The 22311-nt window shown below is 68.1% G+C and carries 18 protein-coding genes; 11 read left to right on the top strand and 7 right to left on the bottom strand.

Translation table 11 applies throughout. The annotated features are described in order from the left end of the window. Positions 1 to 19 precede the first annotated feature (19 nt). Together ypfJ and pip are read left to right on the top strand one after the other, a co-directional pair. A complete protein-coding gene (gene ypfJ / locus ACLKOY_RS08775; protein WP_436453281.1) occupies positions 20 to 904 on the top strand; it encodes a KPN_02809 family neutral zinc metallopeptidase in 885 nt (294 codons plus the stop codon). Between the two features lie 2 nt (positions 905 to 906). After that, positions 907 to 1869, top strand: a complete 963-nt coding sequence (gene pip / locus ACLKOY_RS08770) for a prolyl aminopeptidase (RefSeq protein ID WP_436453280.1) — start codon at positions 907 to 909, stop codon at positions 1867 to 1869. A gap of 24 nt (positions 1870 to 1893) precedes the next feature. On the opposite strand, the gene ACLKOY_RS08765 is transcribed toward pip, so the two are convergent. From ACLKOY_RS08765 to ACLKOY_RS08755, 3 genes are read right to left on the bottom strand one after another with little or no spacing between them, the layout of a single operon-like run. Beyond that, positions 1894 to 3645: an aldehyde dehydrogenase family protein gene (locus ACLKOY_RS08765; RefSeq protein WP_436453279.1), complete on the bottom strand. Its 1752-nt coding sequence runs from the start codon at positions 3643 to 3645 to the stop codon at positions 1894 to 1896. A gap of 46 nt (positions 3646 to 3691) precedes the next feature. Next, entirely contained in the window at positions 3692 to 5071 is a 1380-nt protein-coding gene (locus ACLKOY_RS08760; RefSeq protein WP_436453278.1) for an MFS transporter, read from the bottom strand. Between the two features lie 49 nt (positions 5072 to 5120). Then, a complete protein-coding gene (locus tag ACLKOY_RS08755; RefSeq protein WP_363572374.1) occupies positions 5121 to 5384 on the bottom strand; it encodes a glutaredoxin domain-containing protein in 264 nt (87 codons plus the stop codon). Positions 5385 to 5482: 98 nt separating this feature from the next. On the opposite strand from ACLKOY_RS08755, the gene ACLKOY_RS08750 reads away from it, so the two are divergent. Further along, the gene (locus ACLKOY_RS08750; protein WP_140036035.1) at positions 5483 to 5875 is read left to right on the top strand and encodes an SIP domain-containing protein; all 393 of its coding nucleotides are present in this window, start codon (positions 5483 to 5485) and stop codon (positions 5873 to 5875) included. Between the two features lie 69 nt (positions 5876 to 5944). Here ACLKOY_RS08750 and ACLKOY_RS08745 read toward each other — a convergent pair whose 3' ends face one another. Continuing rightward, positions 5945 to 6418, bottom strand: coding sequence for an adenylyltransferase/cytidyltransferase family protein (locus ACLKOY_RS08745; protein ID WP_436453277.1), 474 nt, complete (start codon positions 6416 to 6418; stop codon positions 5945 to 5947). Between the two features lie 120 nt (positions 6419 to 6538). On the opposite strand from ACLKOY_RS08745, the gene ACLKOY_RS08740 reads away from it, so the two are divergent. Beyond that, positions 6539 to 7759: a glycosyltransferase gene (locus ACLKOY_RS08740; RefSeq protein ID WP_436453276.1), complete on the top strand. Its 1221-nt coding sequence runs from the start codon at positions 6539 to 6541 to the stop codon at positions 7757 to 7759. 12 nt (positions 7760 to 7771) lie between these two features. On the opposite strand, the gene ACLKOY_RS08735 is transcribed toward ACLKOY_RS08740, so the two are convergent. After that, positions 7772 to 9997: a glycosyltransferase family 4 protein gene (locus ACLKOY_RS08735; protein ID WP_436453275.1), complete on the bottom strand. Its 2226-nt coding sequence runs from the start codon at positions 9995 to 9997 to the stop codon at positions 7772 to 7774. Between the two features lie 132 nt (positions 9998 to 10129). Here ACLKOY_RS08735 and ACLKOY_RS08730 point away from each other — a divergent pair, with 132 nt between their 5' ends. From ACLKOY_RS08730 to ACLKOY_RS08700, 7 genes are all read left to right on the top strand, one after another. Beyond that, complete coding sequence (locus tag ACLKOY_RS08730; RefSeq protein ID WP_436453274.1) at positions 10130 to 11110, top strand: glycosyltransferase family 2 protein; 981 nt, start codon at positions 10130 to 10132, stop codon at positions 11108 to 11110. A 63-nt stretch (positions 11111 to 11173) separates the two neighbouring features. Continuing rightward, positions 11174 to 11902, top strand: coding sequence for a CDP-alcohol phosphatidyltransferase family protein (locus tag ACLKOY_RS08725; protein ID WP_436453273.1), 729 nt, complete (start codon positions 11174 to 11176; stop codon positions 11900 to 11902). A gap of 1 nt (position 11903) precedes the next feature. Continuing rightward, positions 11904 to 12899, top strand: coding sequence for a glycosyltransferase family 2 protein (locus ACLKOY_RS08720; protein WP_436453272.1), 996 nt, complete (start codon positions 11904 to 11906; stop codon positions 12897 to 12899). A gap of 23 nt (positions 12900 to 12922) precedes the next feature. Beyond that, the gene (locus ACLKOY_RS08715; RefSeq protein ID WP_436453271.1) at positions 12923 to 13564 is read left to right on the top strand and encodes a hypothetical protein; all 642 of its coding nucleotides are present in this window, start codon (positions 12923 to 12925) and stop codon (positions 13562 to 13564) included. Between the two features lie 176 nt (positions 13565 to 13740). After that, a complete protein-coding gene (locus ACLKOY_RS08710) occupies positions 13741 to 17403 on the top strand; it encodes a PKD domain-containing protein (RefSeq protein WP_436453270.1) in 3663 nt (1220 codons plus the stop codon). 59 nt (positions 17404 to 17462) lie between these two features. After that, on the top strand, positions 17463 to 18518 hold the full coding sequence (locus tag ACLKOY_RS08705) for a glycosyltransferase (RefSeq protein ID WP_436453269.1): 1056 nt from the start codon (positions 17463 to 17465) through the stop codon (positions 18516 to 18518). After that, positions 18515 to 19867 (top strand): lipopolysaccharide biosynthesis protein, encoded by a 1353-nt coding sequence (locus tag ACLKOY_RS08700; RefSeq protein ID WP_436453268.1) that lies wholly within the window; start codon positions 18515 to 18517, stop codon positions 19865 to 19867. Before ACLKOY_RS08705 ends, ACLKOY_RS08700 begins: the two co-directional genes overlap by 4 nt. Positions 19868 to 19907: 40 nt before the next feature. Here ACLKOY_RS08700 and ACLKOY_RS08695 read toward each other — a convergent pair whose 3' ends face one another. Beyond that, complete coding sequence (locus ACLKOY_RS08695; RefSeq protein WP_436453267.1) at positions 19908 to 20933, bottom strand: acyltransferase family protein; 1026 nt, start codon at positions 20931 to 20933, stop codon at positions 19908 to 19910. Positions 20934 to 20941: 8 nt separating this feature from the next. Continuing rightward, positions 20942 to 22261 (bottom strand): hypothetical protein, encoded by a 1320-nt coding sequence (locus ACLKOY_RS08690; RefSeq protein ID WP_436453266.1) that lies wholly within the window; start codon positions 22259 to 22261, stop codon positions 20942 to 20944. Positions 22262 to 22311 lie beyond the last annotated feature (50 nt).

Below are 22311 nucleotides of genomic sequence, written 5' to 3'. Positions count from 1 at the left end.
TGCAGAGTACCCTCGTGGCATGACCTTCAACCCTGACGCGGATGTCTCCGGCAACACCGCCCGCCGACGCGGCCGCGGCGCCGTCGTCGCCGGAGCGGGCGGTGTGGGCCTGCTCGGCATCATCGCGCTCATCGCGGGTCCCCTGCTCGGCATCGACCTGACCGGCCTGCTGGGCGGCGGTGGCGGCACCGGCGGGGGCACCGAGCCTGCAGGCGGCAGCGTGATCGAGAACTGCCTCACCGGCGAGGACGCCAACGAGAACGTCGACTGCCGAGTGGCGGCCTCGCAGCTGGCGCTCGACGGCTACTGGGAGGACCACGTCGAGGGATACCGCCCGCCGCAGCTCATCATCGTCGACGGAGCCACCTCGACCTCGTGCGGTACCGCGTCGAACGCGGTCGGTCCGTTCTACTGTCCGCCCGATGAGACGGTGTTCATCGATCCCACGTTCTTCGACCTGATGCAGCAGCAGTTCGGCGCATCCGCCGGCGATCTCGCTCAGCTCTACATCGTGGGTCACGAGTGGGGCCACCACATCCAGTACATCACCGGGGTGATGGATCAGTATCCGAACAACGGCACGGGGCCCGACAGCAACGGCGTGCGCATCGAGCTGCAGGCCGACTGCTATGCGGGTGCCTGGATCGGGCAGATGACCCAGGAGAAGGACCCGGACGGTGTCCCTTACCTGTTGGAGCCGACCGAGGCGGAGATCACAGACGCGCTGAACGCCGCGAACACGGTCGGCGACGACAACATCCAGGAGCAGTCGTCCGGTTCGGTCAATCCCGAGAGCTTCACGCACGGTACCAGCGAGCAGCGGCAGGGCTGGTTCGCGAGCGGCTACAAGTACGGACTCGATGTGTGCGCCGACCCCCTCACGGCGGCACCCGGAGAACTGTGACCATGAACCTCGACGCGCTGTATCCGCCCATCGAACCGCATGAGACCGGCGAGCTGCTCGTCGGCGACGGGCACCGCATGTACTGGGAGGTCAGCGGCAACCCCGCGGGCAAGCCCGTGGTGTTCCTGCACGGCGGTCCGGGGAGCGGCACATCCCCCTGGCAGCGCCGGTTCTTCGACCCTGCCGTGTATCGGATCGTGCTGCTCGACCAGCGCGGGTGCGGGCGCAGCACCCCGCACGCGAGCGCCCCTGATGCCGACCTCCGCTTCGTCACCACCGCGCACCTGATCGCCGACATCGAGCTGCTTCGTCGCAACCTCGGCATCGAGCGGTGGCAGGTGTTCGGCGGGTCGTGGGGGAGTGCGCTCGCGCTTGCCTACGCGCAGGCGCATCCGGATGCCGTCAGCGAACTGATCCTGCGGGGCATCTTCACGCTCCGCCGCGCAGAGCTCGAGTGGTTCTACGAGGGCGGCGCCGCCGCGCTGTTCCCCGACCTCTGGGAGGAGTTCATCGCTCCCATCCCGGTGCTCGAGCGTTCGCACATGATCGAGGCCTATCACCGGCGTCTGTTCGATCCCGACCCGGCCGTGCATGAACCGGCGGCAGTCGCCTGGTCGCGGTGGGAGGCCTCGACGGTCACCTTGCGCCCTGATGCCGCGCAGATCGAGGCGATGTCAGACTCGCACACGGCAACCGCCTTCGCCCGCATCGAGAACCACTTCTTCGTGAACCGCGGGTGGTGGACCGAGGGGCAGCTGATCGCCGGTGTCGACGGCATCCGTCACATCCCGACCGTCATCGTGCAGGGGCGCCACGATGTGTGCACGCCGATGATGACCGCGTGGGACCTGCACACCGCCTGGCCGGAGGCCGAGTTCGTCGTCGTCGACGATGCCGGACACTCGGCGACCGAGCCCGGAATCCAGCGAGCACTGCGAGCCGCGACCGACCGCTTCGCCGGCTGATCCCGCCCGGCGGCCGAGCGCGCCTCAGGCGCGCAGCGCAGCGGTCAGCGTCTTCAACAGCCCGATCGTGCCGCCGTTCGCACGGAATCGCGTGAGGCCCTCGCTCACCGCCGCACCCGTCCGCGAGGAGACGAACCACGGCGGCTTGGGCAGGATGCTGAAGCGTCCGCCGCCGTTGACGATCGGAAGCGAACGCGGGAACGGCCGGAAGGGCCCACGGATCACCGAGCGCTCGACGCGATCGAGCAGGAGCGCGTTGTGGACGATGCCGATGCCGCTGCCGACGTCGGCGATCGTGCTGCCGGGGAACCCTCCCCAGGTCATGGTCGGGGTGATGAAGCCGAAGGCGGTCCAGCCGTTGATCGCGATCGAGCCGTAGCGAAGAGCCGCGATCGAGCGGTCGAATCCCGCGCCGAGCTTCTTCTCGGTCGACGGGTCGATCAGCAGGTTCGCGCCGAGTGTGCCCTGCAGCCGTTCGTTCGCGTAGGCCACGGCCGCGTCGAGGAACTCCTGACCGGTGCCGGGCACCGAGACGACGCCCAGCACCGGCGCGAAGTACTCGGTGCTCTGCAGAGCCGTCGCGTCGTCGTTCTCAGAGATCTCGACCAGGAGGCGATCGCCGAGCACGAGGGCGTCGGGGTACGCATCGGTCGCGAGGTGCATCCGCGAGGGGGCGCCGGGGTACCAGATCGGCCGTTCCGGAGCGTTCGCGTAGGCACGGCGCAGAGCGGCTCGGAAGTCGTCGGCCTGCGCCCAGTCCGACGACATGATCACGACCTGCCCGGCGATGCAGTTGTGCCCGCTGTTCTGCAGGCGCATGGTCGCGACGTGCTCGGCCTGATACGTGAGATCGGCCTCGGTCCACTCGCCGGGAACGACGACGATGGGAGACACGCCTCCGAGCTCGGCCGTGATGGGCTTCTTCAGCAGCGGACGGTTCTCGCGGCGTCGACGCGTGGCCGCCGCTCCCGTGCCCCACACGATGGCGTCGAAGGTCGCGTCCGATCCCGTGACGTGCACGTGTGCGAGGTCGGGGTGGCCGGTCAGGTAGGCGCCGACCTCGGGTCCGCCGCGGGTGATGCGCAGCAGCCCAGGGCCGATCAGGGGCGCGAGCGCCCGCTTGTAGATCGGCACGAGCGCATCCTGCGTCGGATTGACCTTGAGCAGTGCCGTGCGGTTGTGGGCGAGCAGCTCGTAGAAGACGTCGAGCACGGGGATCGAGGTGATGTTGCCGGCGCCGAGCACGAGGCCCACGCCCCCCGAGTCCGACGGCGTGCGCTGTGCGAGCCCGGCTGCGGGGCGCGCGCCGTTCGGAGTGACGCCGGGTTCGAGCCAGACCTCGCCCGTGTAGCCCGAGAGCAGGAACCGGTCGATGCCGGTGAGGGGGAAGGCATGCACGCGAGTGCGTCCGCCGGGAGCCCGGTCGATCGTGATGCCGTCGAGCGGGTTGGTGCCGTTCGCGAGGCGCGAGAGCGTCTCGATGTAGGCATCGAGGGCGCCGAGCACGCTGTAGGGCCCGCTGAGCCATTCCTCTCCGCGCAGCGGATGCCGGCCGTCGAGGCCCTTCGACGCGGCTGCGGTGTGCGCCCAGTCCTCGGCGGCGGCGACGCTCGATCGCACGGCTCGCAGGAGGGTGACCCGCTGGGCGAGCGTCAGGGAAGACCAGGTGCTCGCACCGGCCTGAAGATCGTGGATCGCGGTGTCGAGCCGATCGCGTTCGGCCTCGCCGAGCTCCGGGGTCGTCGTCGAAGCGGCGGGCGTTGTCGCAGAAGTCATCGGCGTCTCCTTCGGGCGGGATCCCAGCTTATGCGGCGCACTCCGGTCAGGCGTCGATGTCGGCGCGGCGCAGGCGGTAGCGGTGCAGCGTGAGCAGGCTGGCCGCCATCAGCAGGGCAGGAAGGATGCTGAACGCGAGCACGATGCCCGTGATCGCGGCATCCGGCTGCTGCGTCGTCGTGCCCGCGACGCTCGAGACGTATCCCGTCGCGGCGAGCGTGAGGGAGACCGCGCTCGCTCCGAGCGCGAACCCGACGGTCTCGCCCGCCGTCCACACACCCGTGAAGGTGCCGGCCCTGCCTCTTCCATTGCGGCGCTCGTCGTGCGAGATCACATCGGGCAGCATCGCCATGGGCAGCGACTGCAGCCCGGCGTAGGCGATGCCTGCCACAGCGATCGCGCCGTACATCCACATGCCGGGGGTCCAGACCGCGAGAACGAGCGATGCGGCGGCGATCAGGAAGATGACGCTCGCGAGGGTGAATGCCCGCTCCTTGCCCAGGCGTCGCGCGACGACCGTCCAGCCCGGCGTCGCGAGCAGGGCGGGCCCCACGAGCGCCAGGAACACGAGCGTCACGGCGTCTTCCGAGCGCAGCACCCAGGTGGCGACGTACTGCGCGCCGGCGAGCATCGTCCCGGTCGCGAGCGCCTGCAGCAGGAATGTGCCGAGGAGAGCGCGGAACGGCTGACTGTCCCGAAGAGTGCGCACGCCGGCGGCGTACTGCTCCCGGAGTCCCGTCGGGGCACCCGCCGTCGGGCGTTCGTCCGCGTCCATGTGACGGGCGGCGGCATCCGCGGTCCGCGATGCGATCAGCATGCCGACGCCGATGACCACGCCCGCGACCGCGCCCATTAGCAGGTACCCGGTGACAGGGTCGGCGCTGGCGCCCCTCAGCTCGGGGCCGCCGGCGCCGAAGAGCAGGATGGACGCGGTGAGCACAACGACGCGCCACCCGAGCAGCCGAGTGCGCTCGTCGTAGCCCGAGGTCAGTTCGGCAGGCAGCGCGACATACGGCACCTGGAAGAGGCTGAAGGATGTCGCCGTGGCGAGGAACGCGAGGAGCACGCAGACGGCGCCGGCGGTGGGCCCCCAGGACGGCGGCACCGCGAAGGTGAGCGCGAAGAAGACCGGAAGGGTGAGGGCGCCGACGACCATGAGTCCTCGACGCGACCCCGTCCGCGCATACTGACGGTCCGACGCGGCGCCGATCAGAGGGTCGATGACGACGTCCCAGACCTTCGCGCCGGTGACGATGAGACCGGCGGTGAGCGCGGCGACACCGAGGTTGTCGGTGAGGAAGTACGTCAGCACCAGCCCGGGGAGCGTCGCGTACCCGCCTGTGCCGAGCGAGCCGATCGCGTAGAGGGCGACCGTGCGGGCGGACAGGCGGACGGATGCTCGTTCGGGCCGAGCCGCGGTGCTCATCGCGCCAGTGTATCGGTGCGCGAAGAGCCCGCTTCAGGTCAGATGAGCGTCAGATGAGCGAGAGCTCGCGGAGCTTCGACTCGACGTCCGCGTTCGACGGCTCGACGTGGTGCGAGGAGTCGGGGTAGACCACGACGGGGATGTTCGTGCGGCCCGAGATGTCCTTCGCGATGTCGGCCGCAGACGGGTCGGCGACGAGGTCGACGTAGGTGTACTCCACGCCGAGCGAGTCGAGCTGCTTCTTGGTGCGGATGCAGTCGCGGCACCAGTCGGCGCCGAACATCGTGATCGCGGAGTCTGCAGGAGAAGTCATGTGTCCAGCGTAGAGCCGCGTGGCTGGATGGGCGCCGAGATGAAGATGCCGACAATCGATCATTGCTTACTAAGGGTAGCCTTACCTATAGTTGGAGCATGAACAGCGCGTGCGAGCATCTCGAAGACCCGGACTGGGAGAACATCGAGGGGGTCGTGCTCATCGCCGGTGATTCGACCGATGCCGGAGCCATCGCCGCGATCGCCGCGCGGTTGCCCTGGGACGCAGAGGGGGTCATCCTTCTCGAGGCGGCCGCGCGCATCCAGTTCCGCCACATCGACGTGCCCGAAGGGGTGTCCGTGCGCTGGCTCCTGCGCGGCGACGGCATCCGTCAGCACGCGAAGGGCGAGCGCCTCGCGAATGCCGTGCACTCCTGGTGCGTCGAGTGGACGTGCGCGGAGCCCGCGCTGCAGTGGACGGTCTGGCTCGGCGCTCATACACCGCCGCACGTGGCGAGGATGGCGCGCAGTCTGCTCGGCGTCACCAACTGACCGGCACCCCCATCACGCCCGCACTCGCGTCATTGAGGGCGCGGGCGCGACGGTGTCGGGGGTGTCGCCTCAGCGGCTCGCGAGCGCCGGAGCGCCGACCGCGGTGGCGCCGATATTGGCACCGGCCGTGATCGCATCGAGCGCGCGGCGAAGCGACGAGCTCGACGTGTGCGCCGTGTACGGGAAGTACACGACCTCGACGCCCACCTCCGCGAACTCCCGCTCTAGCCGCAGACCCTTGTCGGTGCCGCGCCAGTCGTCGCCCTTGAAGAAGTGCGTGAACTGCACGTCTCGCCACGAATCCATCTTCGACGGAGTGGTCTCGACGTACACATCGTCGACGAACGAGATGTGACGGACGATCTCCGCCCGCTCTGCGGTCGGGATGACGGGCTCGATGCCCTTCACCTGCCGCAGCATCTCATCGCTGACGACACCGGCGACGAGAACGTCGCAGTGCTGCTTGGCGTGACGAAGAAGGTTGAGATGCCCGACGTGAAACAGGTCGAAAGCACCCACGGCATAGCCGATGCGCGTCCCCATGATCTCCCCAGATCAGTGATTCCCCAGAAGGCGGATCCCCATCCGCCCAGCGACTCCCACAGCCGCATCCCGTCACTCTAGCAGGTCGCCGTTTCTCCCTGCATAGGAACACATGGAACTATGGAGTCCGCAGTGCTGTCGGCACAGGGGAGGGGGCGCACAGTGGGGACATCGGTCACCGTCATCGTGCCGACCTTCAACGAGCGCGAGAACGTCGCTGAGCTCGTGGCCCGCACCGCGGTCGCGCTCGCCGCATACGACGCGGAGATCCTCTTCGTCGACGACAGCACCGACAGCACGGCCGCCGAGATCGAGCGCGTGGCCGCCGACGCTCCGCTGCCGGTCAGGGTCATCCACCGCACCGACAACACCGGTGGACTCGGGGGAGCGGTCGTCGTGGGGCTCGAGGCCGCGGCATCCGATCTCTGCATCGTCATGGACGGCGACCTGCAGCATCCGCCCGAGCTGCTTCCTGCCCTGCTGCGCCGGCACGACGACGGCGATGCCGATGTCGTGGCCGCCTCGCGCTACATCGGCGGAGGCGACACGAGCGGTCTCGGCACTGCCGTTCGGTTCGGGGTATCCCGGTCGGCCACCTGGCTGACCCGCTCGATGTTCCCGATCCGCCTCGCCCGCAGCACCGATCCGATGACCGGATTCTTCCTGGTCGATCGCACGCGCCTGGACCTCTCCTCTCTCAAGCCGCAGGGCTTCAAGATCCTCCTCGAGATCCTCGCCCGCACGGATCTGCGCATCGCCGAGGTGCCGATGGAGTTCGGCGAGCGACGCCACGGAACCTCCAAGGCGAGCCTGCGTCAGGGAGTGACCTTCGTCGCGCACCTCGCCAGACTGCGATTCGGCAAGATGTCGCTGTTCGCGATGATCGGTGTGATCGGAGCGGTCGCCAACCTCGGCATCATGTGGCTGCTGACGCTGGCCGGCGTTCCCTATATCTGGGCGGCGATCATCGGTGCCGAGGTCACCATCATCGGCAACTTCATCCTGCAGGAGCGATTCGTCTTCGCGGATATGCGAACGGATGCGCGCGGGTTGGGCGGTCGCTTCGCGGCGTCGTTCACGTTCAACAACGTCGAGGCCGCGCTGCGGATCCCGGTGATGGCGCTGATGGTCGAGACATGGCATATATCGAGTGTGCTCGCGACGGGGCTGTCGCTCATCGTCGCGTTCTTCGCGCGCTTCCTCTTCCACTCCCTCGTCGTCTACGCGCCGAAACGGCGTGCGAAGGTCGATGCGGCGACGGGGGAGCCGAAACCCGATACCGCGACCGTGCGCATCATCCGGGCGATCGACGCCGAGGCGATGAAGCCCGGCGAGCTCTGAGCCGCGCGTCTCCTAGTCGGTCGAGCCTTGTGCGAGAGCGATGGCGCGGCGGAAGGCGGCGAGGTGCTTGTCTCGGGAGACAGACCATTCGCGTGCGGAGAGGTCGGGTCTCGTCGTGCGCGACGCGGCAGACCGTAGCGCGTTGCTCAGGGTCTCCGCGGTGAGGGCGCCGTCGAACAGCAGCACCCATCCGGGACCGACCTCTGCGGCCAGCGCGCGGTTGACCTCGTTGTCCGGCACGAGCACCGGTCGGTCGACCGAGAGCGCGGCGAGCGCGGTTCCGCTGTTGTGCATGTGGCGGTAGGGCAGGACGATGAGCTCCGCATCGGTCATCGCGTGGACGAGCTCCTCGTCATCGAGGAATCGAGGGTCCATCGTGACCCGGCGATCTCCTCCCGCGGCCTCCTGCAAGGCCTCGACGAGGTCGTCGGTCGAAGGCTTGCCGGCGACATGCAGAGACGCGGTCGGATCCTCGATGCCCCTGAAAGCGCCGACGAGGTCCTCTACACCCTTGTAGCGGCGGATCAGGCCGACGTACCCGATGCGTCCTGGAGTGGCCGCGCCGCCGGCGAACGGGGCGAACCAGTCGCGATAGTGACCGTGTTCGATCGTCGTCCCCGGAATGCCCTCGCGAGGGGGAGTCTGCTCATTCAGGCGGATGTCGAGCGTCGTCAGGCGATCGATCCGCTCGAGGACGCGATGGTCGAAAGCGTTGATGTTCGTCGGTCGCTCGAGGTTGTGCACCGTGCGGACGAGGGGCACACGGGTGAGCCGCCAGCGCAGCAGGAGCAGCGACGTCACGGTGCGTCGCACGGTCCGGCCGCGCCAGTTGTGGCCGCCGACGAGCAGTTCGGGCCAGTGCAGGTGCACGACGTCGTATCGACCGAACAGCGCCGCTCGGGGGCTGTAGGGGGTGACGTCCGCCTGCTCGTTCAGTGAGCGGAACAGCTGCGTGATGTAGGGGTTCGTCGTGCTCTTGGGGAGTCGATACGACGCGAGGATGTGCATCCGACGGCTGCCGAGGGGGGACATCGACGGGGATTCCTGAGACTCGATGGCGCGTCGGTACCACTCCGAGACGAGACCGGGAAGACGGGAGATCGACCAGCGATCGGTCGCGCTGCCGCCCTCGGCGGCCGCCTCGCGGAGTTTCGCGACGAGGTTGCCCACGACATCGCCTTCGAGCGACGCGACATGTCCGTTCGTGCCGGCGAGCGCTGGCGGACCGCCGAGAGGGAGGCACACCACGGGGCAGCCGATCGTGCTGGCCTCCGCGACGACCCACCCCGCCTGATCGCGCATCGACGGGAAGAGGAAGACCTCTGCGTGAGCGATGGCGTCGAGCACCTCGTCGCGTGGCCGATGGCCGAGAAAGCGGACGCGGTCGTCGAGCCCGAGACGGTGCACGCGGGCGCGGAGTCGCTTCTCCTCATAGCCGTCGCCATACAGGTCGAGGGTCCAGTCATCGGTGCGGGCTATCGCATCGATCGCCATCGCCGCCCCCTTGAGCGCGATGAGTCGGCCCGCGAAGACCGCCCGTCGCGGTGTGATGTCGTCGGCCCGCGTGGGCAGCCCGTCGAGGGTCGCATTCGGCTCCACGACGACGGTGGACAGTCGGGAGAAGTGGTCTGCACCCTGCTGGTTCTGGGCGACCACAAGTGCTGCGCGACGCGCGACGCGGTCGCCGACGAATCGGCGCACGACCGCCGTGAACGATCCGCGCACGATCTCTGTCGCGGTCCCGCGCAGTCCCAGCCAGCGGGAGAGCCTCAATGCGGGGGGAGCGCTTGCGCCTCCGACCGGACCCCAGACCAGCGGAACACCGGTGAGCGCGGTCAAGCCGCACGGCATCCAGTCGTTCGCGAAGGACACGTGGTGGGCGACGTCGAAGCGGATCTCCCGGTGCAGTCGCCGAGCCGTGCGCCCCAGAGCGCGCTGCCATGCGGCGTAGTACCAGTAGAGGTCCCACGAGTGCCGCTTGAATCTCATGACCTTCGGCGACAGGTCGAGGTAGGTCACATGCAGTCGCTCGGCGAGCGCAGGGTCGTCCGCGAAGGCGGCCTCGATGGCGTCGCGGAACCGGTGCCGGGTGATCACCCACACGTCGTGGTCGCGGGCCGCTGCGCGCGCGAGTTCCCAGCCGGCGCGGGCCTCAGGCTCGGACACGGGGCCGCAGGCGTAACCGCCGATGAGAACGCGTGGGCGCCGCGGCGCATCCGAACGAACTTCCGAATCCATCCCGCTCCCCCTACGTCAATGCCTCTGGGCTCACCGACTCCCCAGGCGTGCGAACCTGTTGAATACTAAGTCATACAGGATTGTCTGCGAGAGTCTCTCGCTCGCGCGCGGCACCGGATGGGGAGGAATCGGATGGGGAACGGCGCCGGACGCGACGAGAACGAGGTGTCTCTCGCTCTCTGCATCCCGACCTTTCGGAGGCAACGCGATCTCGCCCGACTCCTCGACGCGCTTCCGGCGGTCATCGACGCCGCCAGGGCCGACGGGCTGCTCGGCGAAGTCGCGGTGATCGTCGTGGACAACGACTCGACGGCGAGCGCCGAGCAGACGGCGCGATCGTCGGCGATGGCTGTGCGCTACGTCGTCGAACCCGAGCGTGGAGTGGTCGCTGTGCGCAATCGCGCGCTCGACGAGGCGAACGGACACGACATCGTCGTCTTCATCGACGATGACGAGACCCCGGCCGACGCGCACTGGCTCGCCCACCTCCTCGCTGCGCGCAGGGACTTCGAGGCGACCGTGGTGGCGGGTCCTGTGCGCACCGTCGCGGAGGAATCGCTCGACCCGTGGATCATCGCCGGTGGCTTCTTCGCGAGGGCTCACCGGTCCGGCCTGATCACGGGACACCGCATCACCCGAGCGGCCACGAACAACCTGCTCCTCGATCTCCGGTTCGTCGAGGAGTCCGGCATCCGGTTCGATCCGCGGTTCGGTCGCACCGGCGGAGAGGACTCGCTCTTCACCTCGCAGCTCCACGCCGCCGGTGCGCACATGGTGTGGTGCGCTGAGGCGGTCGTGCTCGATCACCTTCCGGTCGAGCGCCGGACCCGCGTGCACGCGGTCGATCGCGCGCAGGGGATGGCCAACGCGGGAGTGCGGGTGGCGCTCGCGCTGGCCGACTCCCCTGCAGAGAGAGCCGTGGTCCGGGCGAGGGCGCTCGCCGCGGGCTCGGTGCGGTGGATCGGCGGAGTCGCGCGCGGCGCGGCGGGCGCCATCACGAGGTCTGATGCACTCGGTGCCACCGGCGCGAGGGAGCGCGCGCGAGGACGGGGCGGCTTCTCGGGTGCGTGGAATCGCACCCGAGACCTATACGGTGGGGGCGGGATCCGATAAAGCCGGGGGTCGGCACGGATGCGGAGATCGAGAGATCCCGCGGACACAGGGAGTGTGGGGCGGATGCAGGGGCAGACGGTGACTTATCGCGAGGCGTTCGCGACTCTGAAGTCAGCGCAGAAGGGCCACGCGAGGGGTGCGCCCGCGTACTCCGTGTACGTCAATCGCCGCATCGGCCGCGTCTTCGCCGCCTTCGCGTACATCCGCGGGTGGACTCCGAACCAGGTGACCGCGCTCAGCGCGGTGCACACGTTCGTCGGGATCGCGTTGATCATCGCACTGCCGCCGTCCTGGTGGTCCGGTCTCCTGATCGCGGCGCTGCTCCTCTGCGGGTACGCATGGGACTCGGCCGACGGCCAGGTCGCCCGCCTGCGCGGCGGAGGCAGCGCCGCGGGGGAGTGGCTCGACCACTTCGTCGATGCGGCCAAGCTCTCGGTGCTCCACCTCGCTGTGCTCGTCGGGCTGTGGATGCACACCCCGCTGCGCGACACCGCCTGGCTGCTCGTGCCGCTTGCGTTCTCGGCGATCTCCACCGTCACGTTCTTCGGGATGCTGCTGAACGATCTGCTCAAGGCGTCGCGCAGCGCGGCATCCACGCACTCCCGCGGCGGAGGCACGCTTCTGCGCTCGACGATGCTGCTGCCCACGGACTTCGGCGTCGTCTGTCTCGTGTTCGTGCTGTGGGGCTGGACCACCGGATTCATCGTCGTCTATGCGCTCCTCGCCGCGGCCGCCCTGGCGTTCCTCGCCCTGGCGTCCGTTCGCTGGTTCCGAGAGATGAAGACCCTCTGACATGACCGCGCCCCTGGCGATCGTCGTCGTCAACTACGCCTCATCGGCGCTGTTGGCGCAGAACCTCGTACGCACGGTCGACGACGTGAGACCGGCGCACGTCGTCGTCGTCGACAACATGTCGTCCGCAGCCGAACGCGCCACGGTCCGCGCCCTCGCGGACGAAGCGGGGTGGACCTTGGTGGAGACCGAGGCGAACCTCGGCTTCGGCGGCGGGATGAACCGGGGAGCGGCACGCGCGTTGGAGCTGGGTGCCGAGGACCTCCTGCTGCTCAATCCCGACGCCACCGTCACTGCGGATGCCGTCAGCGCTCTGCAGGAGCGCGCGGAAGAGTCGCGGATGGCCGCGCTCGCCCCCCGTGTGGTCGACGGGTCGGGGAGGGTGTGGTTCGACGGAGCGGACGTCTATCTCTCGGACGGGAAGACGATGGGCGTGCGACGTCGCGGCACGCGCCCCGGCGAGCAGCGCTGGGAATGGGTGTCCGGGGCCTGCCTGCTCGTCCCCGACGAGCTCTGGCGCAGGACAGGGGGTTTCGACGAGGACTACTTCCTGTACTGGGAGGACGTCGACTACTCGCGTCGGGTCGTCGCCGCGGGCGGAACGCTGCAGGTCGTCGGTGAGGTTTCCGCCGTGCACGACGAGGGTGGCACACAGGGCCGAGGCCCGATGGAGCGCGCGAAGTCCGAGACCTATTACTACTACAACATCCGGAACCGGTTGATGTTCGCGGTCAAGCACTTGGACGACGAGGGTGTGAAGCGGTGGCGGCGAGGTGCCTGGGCGTCGGCGCGGGAGGTTCTCCTCCGCGGCGGTCGCCGCCAGTTCCTCTCGCCATGGAGACCGCTGCGCGCGGCATATCGCGGAGTGAGAGACGGGCGCCGGCTGTCCGTAACGAATCGGCGCAGCCTGCGTCCGCTCAGCCCGGAACAGGACGGCCGCCGGTACAGTTCGAACAGCGACGTCACCGCGGTGGATGACGGGCAGGGAGAATCGTGACGGACGAAGAGAGTTCCCAGGGCTTGCCCAGGAGCCGTCGTTGGTGGTGGATCGGCGGTGCCGCGGCCCTGGCGATCGTCGTGATCATCGCCGTCGGCATCGCGAACGGATGGGGCACCGGAGCACCCGAGACCGAGGAGGACGGCCCGAGCCCCACGGCGAGCGGATCGGCTTCCCCCGCACCCTCGGGGTCGCCGTCGCCTGCGGAGTCGGCCACGACTCCCCCCGAGGAGGAAGGTGAGGACGCTCCTCCGGCAGCGGAGCCTCGCGTCACCGCGCCTCCCGTCGGCCTCGATCAGCCTGCCCAGCCCGCGGAAGGGGTGCGCGTCTCGCTCGCTTCCATCGTCGCCATCTCAGGACAGGCATCGGTGCCGGGCGAGGTCGAAGGACCCGCGCTCCAGATCACGGTCGACGTCGCGAACCTGTCCGACTCTGAGGCGCTCACCGACACGATGATCGTCAACGTCTACTACGGCCCCGAGCGCACGCCGGCGAACATCCTCGTCCGCCCGCGGGAAGACCTGCCGCTGCAGATCCCGGCGGGCGAGACCGCGAAGGGCGTGTATGCCTTCAGCGTCCCCGAGGCCGCGCGCGGCCAGGTGGTCGTCGAAGTCGATCTCTCCGTCGACCTCCCGGTCGTGCTCTTCGAGGGCGCCGTCTCCTGACCTCCGATCGAGGCCCCGTCGAGATCTCGGCGGGGCCTCGCGCATCCGCCGATATATTTGTCCTTTACAAGAGCGCCCCCTGGCCTTAGTATCAAGGAGCTACACCGTTGGGGAATGGTGTGCTTCTTACTGGGGATTGGCCGCTCAGCGGCCTCATGGCAATTGGGGATATGTCCATGCGCGCGAACACGCCGTTCTGGAAGTCATTGGCAGCTGTGGTCGTCGCGGCCTTCATCGGGACGCTGCTCGCAGTGGTCCCGGTCGCCGCGAACGCCGCCTCATGGGAGGATCAGCTTCCCAGAGAGGACTGGCCTGAGCCCGTGTCGGCCGACGCGTTGCCGACCGTGCAGATCGGCAACGGCGTCATCTGGAGCGTCGAGGTCTCGGGCAACACCGGCTTCGCCGTCGGCGAGTTCACCACGGCGCGGCCCGCAGGCGCAGCGCCCGGTGTCAGCGAGCAGCCGCGCGGCAACTTCCTGGCTTTCAACGTGGCCACAGGCGAACTGCTCCCCTTCGCGCCCACCTTCAACGCGGCCGTCAAGGACGTCGCCGTCACACCCGACGGCTCCAAGCTCGTCGTGGTCGGCAACTTCACGCAGGTGAGCGGGCAGACGCGCAACCGCATCGCGGTCTTCGACCTGGCCACGGGCCAGCTCGCACCGCTGTCGAGGACGCCCGATCTGAACGGGCCGGCCTCGTCGGTCGCCCTCACGAACACCATCGCCTACGTCGGCGGATACTTCAGCGCCGTCAACGGCGAGAGCAGTGCGCGCCTCGGCGCGATCCGACTCACCAACGGCAACATCGTCGCCGGCTTCCGGACCCGCTTCAATGACGCAGACGGCGTCCGCCAGCCGACGATCCCCGACAATCAGGTGCTCGCGCTGGCTGTGAACAACGAAGGCACCAAGCTCATGGCGGCCGGAAACTTCACGCGAGCCGCCTTCGCGAACGGCGCGGGAGGCACGGCGTACACGACCTCGAACGGGCGTGACGGCAACTCGCAGGGCTACGGAATCGCGATGTTCGACACCGCGGACGGCTCGAAGGCGCTCACGCTCAACGCGAACAGCGCGGTGCGCAACGCTGGCGGTAACGCGTGGATCTTCTCTCTCACCTCCGACAGTGAGTACGCGTACGGCACTGGCGGCCACTGGGGCTCTGCCGGCACCATCGAGGGTGCCTTCTCCATCGACTGGGCGAACGGCAACCTCAACTGGATCGAGGACTGCCACGGCGACAGCTACGACATCGCCTCGGTGGGCGAACTCGTATACACCGCGTCTCACAGCCACTACTGCGGTAACTCCGGCGGCTTCTCGCAGGTCGACCAGGGCGGCTGGACGTTCTACCACTCCACTGCGTGGAGCAAGGAGATCGCCGGCACCAACACCGCGGACCCGTACGGCTACCCCGACCACCCCGGCACCGCCCACCCGCAGCTGACGTACTGGTTCCCGTACACGCCCTCCGGCACGTACACCGGGAAGAATCAGGCCGTCTGGTCGGTCGACGGCAACGAGCAGTACGTCGTCTACGGCGGCGAGTTCACCTCCGTGAACGGCGGGTCCCAGCAGGGTCTCGTCCGCTACACGGTGAAGTCGAACGCGCCGAACAAGCAGGGCCCGCGCCCGTCGCAGGAGCAGGAGCGTCAGGCGCACGACAACGGCCAGACGTTCAGCGCATGGTGGGCCCCGAAGGTGAACTCGTCGATCCCCGGTGTCCTCCGGGCTTCGTTCCCGACGATCTTCGACCGCGACGACACGGACCTGACGTACCGTCTCTACCTCGACTCGGAGAACGCGGCAGGGCTCGTCAAGGAGTTCGCACTCGACACCCCGTTCTGGCAGTACCAGAACCTCACCGCGAGCATCACCGGTCTCGCCCCCGGCTCCGCACACCAGCTGCGAGCCGTGGTGAGCGACCCGTACGGCAACACGTTCAAGTCCGACTGGGTCGGCGCGACCGTGGCTGCCGGCACCGCATCGCCGTACCTGCAGCACGTGGCGGGCGACGACATCGCGCACCTGTGGCGCCTCGGCGAGGACAGCGGCGTCTCTGCCGACCTCGTCGGGGGATCCAACCTGAACCTCGTGGGACGGATGACGCGCGGCCAGACCGGCGCGATCTCGGGCGACGCCGACAAGGCGATCGCCTTCAACACGAGCAGCTTCGCGAACCAGAACAACGGCAACGGATACTCCACAGTGGCCGAGCAGGGGTCGAACACGTTCACGGTCGAGGCCTGGTTCCGCACGACGTCGACGAGCGGTGGAAAGATCATCGGCTTCGGCAACGCACAGACCGGCAACTCCGGTTCGTACGACCGACAGGTGTACATGAACAACTCGGGTCAGCTGTACTTCGGCGTCTACCCGGGTGACACTCGCACCGTCAACACGTCGCAGTCCTACCGCGACGGAGAGTGGCACCACGTGGTCGCAAGCCTCGGCGCGGACGGCATGAAGCTCTACGTCGACGGCGACCTGAAGGCCGCGCGCGCGGACACGACTTCCGGGCAGTCGTACCAGGGCTACTGGAGGGTCGGCAACGACAACCTGAGCGGATGGCCGGGCGCTCCGTCGAGCGTGCAGTTCGAGGGCTCTCTCGACGAGGTGGCCGTGTACAACGAGGTGTTGTCGGCACAGCGGGTCTCGTCCCACTACACCGTGGGCACGACCGGCACGCTTCCGAATGTCGCTCCGACGGCCGCGATCGACGCACCCGTGGTGAACGGTCTCGACGTCGCATTCAACGGCGGGGGCACGGACAGCGACGGCACGATCGCGTCGTACAGCTGGGACTTCGGCGACGGCACGTCCGGAACCGGAGCCGCGGTCTCGAAGACCTACGCCGCCGCCGGCACGTACACCGTGAAGCTCACGGTGACGGACGACGACGGAGCCACGGCGCAGGCCACCACCGAGGTGACCGTCGCGCCGATCCCGAATCAGGCGCCGACGGCGCAGTTCGCGGCGCCGGCGATCGACTCGCTGTCCATCGCGGTCGACGGCAGCACATCGACGGATCCCGACGGGACCATCACCGGCTACGCCTGGAACTTCGGCGATGGTGCGACCGCGTCGACCGCGACAGCCACGCATACGTATGCGACCGATGGTACCTACACGGTGACTCTCACTGTGACGGACGACGACGGGGCGACGGCGGAGAAGACGGCTCAGGTCACGGTCGCGAAGGCGGTCGTCGGACTCATCGCCTCCGACACCTTCGACCGGACCGTGGCGAACGCCTGGGGCACGGCGGATCTCGGCGGCGCGTGGACGCTCCGCGGAACCGCCAGCCGGTTCTCTGTCACGGGCGGGCTCGGCAAGATCGCTCTCCCCGCATCCGCAGCGAACACCCTGTATGCCGATCTCAACGGAGTCAGCAGCGCGAACACTCGGATCGACGCCGTGTTCAGCGTCGACTCGCTCGTAGAGGGACAGTACGTCGCGGTCATAGGACGACGCGTCGGCACGACGAACTACATCGCCCGACTGCGGCTGCAGGCGGACGGCGGAGTCAAGCTGTATCTTCTGCAGGACGGCGCGACCGCGATCGCTCCGACTCTCCAGGTGCCGATCACCATCGTGCCGGGCGAGAAGTATGTGCTGAGCATGGAGGTCACGGGTACCAACCCGACGACCGTCAAGGCGAAGGTGTGGAAGCAGTCCGAGAACGAGCCGGCAGCATGGCAGCGCGAGGGCACCAACGCTCTCGCAGCACTGCAGGTCCCCGGCGCGGTGTCGGTGTTCACCTATCTGCCCAGCACGCCCACCGGCGGTGGAGTATCGTTCGACTCGATCACCGTCAAGGACCCGACCGCAGCGCAGTGACGACCGAAAGGCTCGAGAAGCAGGCCATGCGACCCGTCACGCACGTACAACTGTATGACGTGGCTCGCACGGCCCACTTCGAACGTATCGTGCGGTCAGATGCAGCAACCACCGTCCTCTACGCTGAGCGTCGCTACGACTTCGATGCAGCCCTGGCAGCTCGGGTCGGAGCCCGTAGAGCGGGAGTCTTGGGAGCCTTCTGGTTCACCCTGCGTCACGACGTCGGAGTCCTCGAAGTCGCGGAGCCGCTCTGGGTGAGAGCGGCTCCACGATCGCTCGCTGCGATCTGGGGAGCTCGACTCCGTTCCGGTATCCGTCGGACAGAGCTCGCCGTGGTCACGTACGCGATCGAGAACAAGGATCCGCGGGACGGCATCCACGTGCTCCCGCTTCGAGCCCGTCTCAAGATGCGGGCGCAGCATCTGCTCGTGCGGCCGGTATGGGCGTCGCTCGATCGGGTGGCCTTCGGAACCTCTCAGGCACAGGACCTGTATGCCCGCCTTCTCGGCGACGGACGTGCCGTTCAGCGTCTCTTCCCGGCTCTGCCGGTGGTCGAGGAGGGCGCGGACGATGTGCAGGTGCGCGAACCGGTGGTGACCTTCCTCGGAGAGTTCTCCGAGCGCAAGGGCTTCCCGCACCTGCTCAGGGTCTGGCCGTCGGTCAAGACGGCGTGCCCAGAGGCGCGTCTGGTTCTCATCGGCAAAGGAGAGGGCACCGCGGAGGCGAAGGAGCTCGCCGCTCGTGATCCTGCCGTGCGTGTCGAGATCGATCCCCCGCGAACACTGATCTTCGAGTCGCTGCGTGCGACGAAGGTGCTGGCCCTGCTCTCTCAGCCTCGACCCCGGTGGCGCGAGCAGGTCGGCCTGCCGATCGTGGAGGCTCTCGGGAACGGATGTCTCGTGGTCACATCGTCGGAGTCCGGCCTCGCTCCGTGGCTCGACGACCACGGGCACGAGGTCGTCGAGGAACCGGCCGACGTCGAGGCCTTCAGTGTTGCGCTCATCGCATCGCTGAGAAGCCGTCGCACGCCGGCCGATGTGATCGCGGACCTCCCGACGAAGGATGGACGCGCCGAGGCCGAGCGCTGGATCGTCACCGCGGAGGTCGACGCATGAGCATGTGGCGCAACGTCGGATCTGCTGCGGTCGTGAAGGTCGGGGTCATGGGGCTCACCGGGCTCGTCGGCCTCATCACGAGCCGGATGATCATCCAGAACTTCGGAATCGAGGCGTACGCGCAGTACGGTCTGCTGGCGAGCCTCCCGACTCTGCTGCCGTTCGCAGACCTCGGCCTGGCCGCAGTCGTCATCAACGCCGTCGCGGAATCCGAGGACCCTCGCCGTGATCCGAAGATGCGCCGTGCGCTGCTCAGCACCGTCCGACTGCTGCTCATCGCGGCCGCAGTCATCGTCGCCGTCGCCTTCCTGCTCACGCTTCTCGACGCGTGGCCGGTCATCCTCGGAGAGGGGCTCATGCCCGAGGGCAACCTTGTGGCGGGTGCTTGCCTCGCGCTCTTCGGCATCAGCCTCCCGCTGACGCTCGGGCCCCGCATCCTCATCGGGCTGGGGCGCAACACCACCCAGATCGCGACGCAGGTGATCACCGCTCCGCTCATCTTCGTGCTGATCGGCGCCTGCGTCATCTTCGGAGTGCAGGCCGACCAGTACCTCGCGGTCGCGGCCTACCTTGCTTCCACCGTGGTCGCGATGATCGCGCTCGCGATCGCTGCGCGACTGATATCCCCGCAGCTGGGAACCCTGGCCCGCGAGGTGCTGCACGTACGCAAGGCGCCGGGCGTCTCCGTGATCAACATGGCCTGGCCGATGCTCGTGCAGCTTCTCGCCCTGCCGATCGCGATGCAGACAGGGCGCATCATGGTCAGTCACCTCGGCGGCGTCTCCGAACTGGCGGAATACAACCTCGGATATCAGATCTTCGGAATCGCCCTGCAGACCATCTCTGCAGCAGGCGTGGCGCTGTGGCCGATATTCGCCCGGGCGCGCGCGGCGGGTCGCGTCGAGAGCCCCTGGGTTCCCACCTTCTGGTTCCTCGGCGGAGGTCTCGCGATCGCGGGATCGATGGCCGCGATCGCACCCTGGCTCGCCTCGACCATCTCCGACGGTGCGCTCGAGCTGACGTGGCCGCTGATCATCACCTTCGTCGTGTTCGTGACGCTTCAGTCGGCCAAGTACCCGGTCGGAATGTACATGACCGATCTCGCGGGTCTTCGCTTCCAGGTTCTGCCGACGATCATCATGGTCCCGATCGCGCTGGGTGGGTCGTGGCTTCTCATCCCGGTGCTCGGCGCCGCCGGCAATCTCATCGCCGTCTCGTTTGCGGTGGCTGTGTGCCAGGTCATCCCGAATCTGATCTACGTGCGCCTGGACGTGCGCCGGCGACGCCTCGGGGCCCAGGTTCCGGCCGAAGCCGAAGCCGAAGCCGAAGCCGACGCTGCGGTTCGCTGACGCCTCGCTCGATCGGTCGGTCCGGCCGGCGAGTCCGCTCTCAGCTGGCGCCGACTCCGCGGTCAGCGGCAGAGGCGAACCAGCGGGGCTGCTCGTACGCATAGCGCAGCACCCGGTTGCGCGCGAACGCGCGGCTGAGGCCGAGCGAGGCCGCGATGGCGACGGCGGCGAGCACCGGAGGCAGCACGACGCCCAGGACAGCCAAGTCGGGAAGCGGAACGATCTTCGACAGCCCCCACACCACTATGAGGATGATCGTCGTGTGGGTGAGATACACCGGTAGAGTGCGCGTGCCGAGATATCGCGGACCGGGGATGCGGGCAAGGACCCGACTCACCGCGATACCGGCGAACACGCCGACGACGCAGCACAGGAAGTAGTACCCGGGAAACGCCCTGAACCCCAGAGCGGTGCCGGCGACGGCCAGCATGCTCCAGACGACGAAGACTGATGCGAGGATCGCGGGGCGTGCGGAGGTGCTCCACCTGATGATGTGGTCGCGCAGGAGGATGCCGCCGAGGAAGAAGAAGAAGTACTTGGCGCTGCCCACCCATCCGGCATTCCCGACGAAGAGATCAGACAGTGCGATGAAGGAGAGGACACCGCTCACACCGAGCTGGACCGGCGCGGGCAGCCTGTGGATCAGCTTCGCGACGACGAAGAAGAGGGCCAGCGCCCAGATGAACCACAGCTCGAAGCGGGGCAGGAACGGCGCCCAGAGGATGTCCTTGAGTTGGCCGAGGTAGTTGCCCTCGGCACCCTGGAGGTTGAGCCCCAGCATGAACGAGAACGTGGCGATGACACTCCAGATAGCGAAGACCCAGACGAACAGGGAGACCTTCGAGCGCCACAGGTCGCGCCAGCTCGCGCGCATCCACTTCACCGCGAAGAGTCCCGACATCGTGAAGAAGAGAGGCAGGCGGATCGATGCGATCGTCTCGTCGAAGAAGTCCCAGCCGGCGACGCCGAATCCTGCCTCGCCCAGCCAGTTCGTGGAGTGGAAGAGCACGACGAGGGCGATGGCGAGGCCTCTCCCCGAGTCGACCCAGTCGATTCGCGGCTTCACGCTCTGATTCATGGGGCGACGACCTCTCGCCTGGTGACGGTGGCGGTGGCGGTGAACGGGACTATGACGTTCAGGTCCGCACGCGCTCGAGTGAAGGAGTAGCTCGCGTATGCGATCCCGAGCGACAGCGTCAGCGGCCACAGGCGCAGAGCCGAGTCGAACGGGCTGAAGGGCAGATCCCAGAACGCGCGGAGCACGAGGTACACGAGCACCGGCGTGAGCGCGCCCGCCACGTAACCACGCTTGATCGCTGTGCCGAGCAGGATGAGGATCGCGACCACCACAGCCGTGCCGGCGAGGCCGAACCAGATCCAGAAGTCGCCGATCACGGAGTGGACCTCGATGCCTGTCCCGAACATGAACCGCTCGACGTAGCCGTTGTTCGGGTCGTAGCCGATGCCCGCCATCGCGGACTTCGCTGTCTGGACGTCGTCATAGCTCGCTTTGATGCCAGAGCCGAGACCCCACGGGTAGCGGGCGATGAGGGCCATGCTCGCCGCGAGCTCGGGTCGTCCTCCCACCACCACGCTTCCGCCGCGTTCGATCTGCTCGGCGGTGCGCGCTTGAGTCACTTCGCCGAAATACCCCTCGAGGATCGCGGCCTGCAGGAGCATCGCGATGGCTGCGCCCGCCGCCGCCAGGGAGATCACGCCGCCCCAGCCCCGCGCTCGTCGGGAGCCGACGACCGACAGTCGCTGCCAGATGAGCACGACTGCGGTGAGGAGCAGGAACGCGGAGTTCGATCGCGAGTCGTTGAGAAGACCGACCACGGCGAGGGCGCCGATCACGGAGAGAGTGAGCATGAGCCGGTCGGTGAGGGAGCAGAGCGTCAGGACGAGCACGCCGAGCGGGATGGACAGCGTGAACCGCCAGAAGTTCGGATCATCGCTGACGTGCAGCGGTATCGACGCCGCGAGGCCGACCGCGAAGGCGACCGAGGTCTTGGCGAGGGAGGTCACCCGATGGGCCCACACGAGAAACCCGACAACCGCTGCCAGCTGGACGATGGCTACCGTGCGGGACGCCAGGTCGTAACTCAGCTGCGTGTGATCGACGGAGCTGACCATCGTGAGCACGGCGCCGCTCAGGGCGGCGATGATCGTCAGTCCTCCGATCACCCTGATCCACCGGCTCCGCAGAGCTGAGCCGAACCACAGCGGCGAGAGCGCTACTGCGGCGGCACCTCCGGCGGTGAGCGCGAACTGCAGATCGACGCGCATCGCGATGAGGACGGTCACCCCCATCGCCAGTGCCTGGGCCGCGGGCGACTTCATCTCGTTGCGCAGGACGAGCCCGGGGGAAGGAGGTGAGACGGGTGCAGACGACACCGGTACCGACCTCCCACCGCCCCAGCAGTCCCACGCGGTGTGCGTGGCCA

The organism is Microbacterium sp. K2 (genome assembly GCF_051365005.1).
In the GTDB taxonomy this organism is placed as follows: domain Bacteria; phylum Actinomycetota; class Actinomycetes; order Actinomycetales; family Microbacteriaceae; genus Microbacterium; species Microbacterium foliorum_B.
The sequence above is the reverse complement of the archived record's forward strand: the minus strand, read 5'-3'. Positions and strand labels throughout refer to the sequence as shown.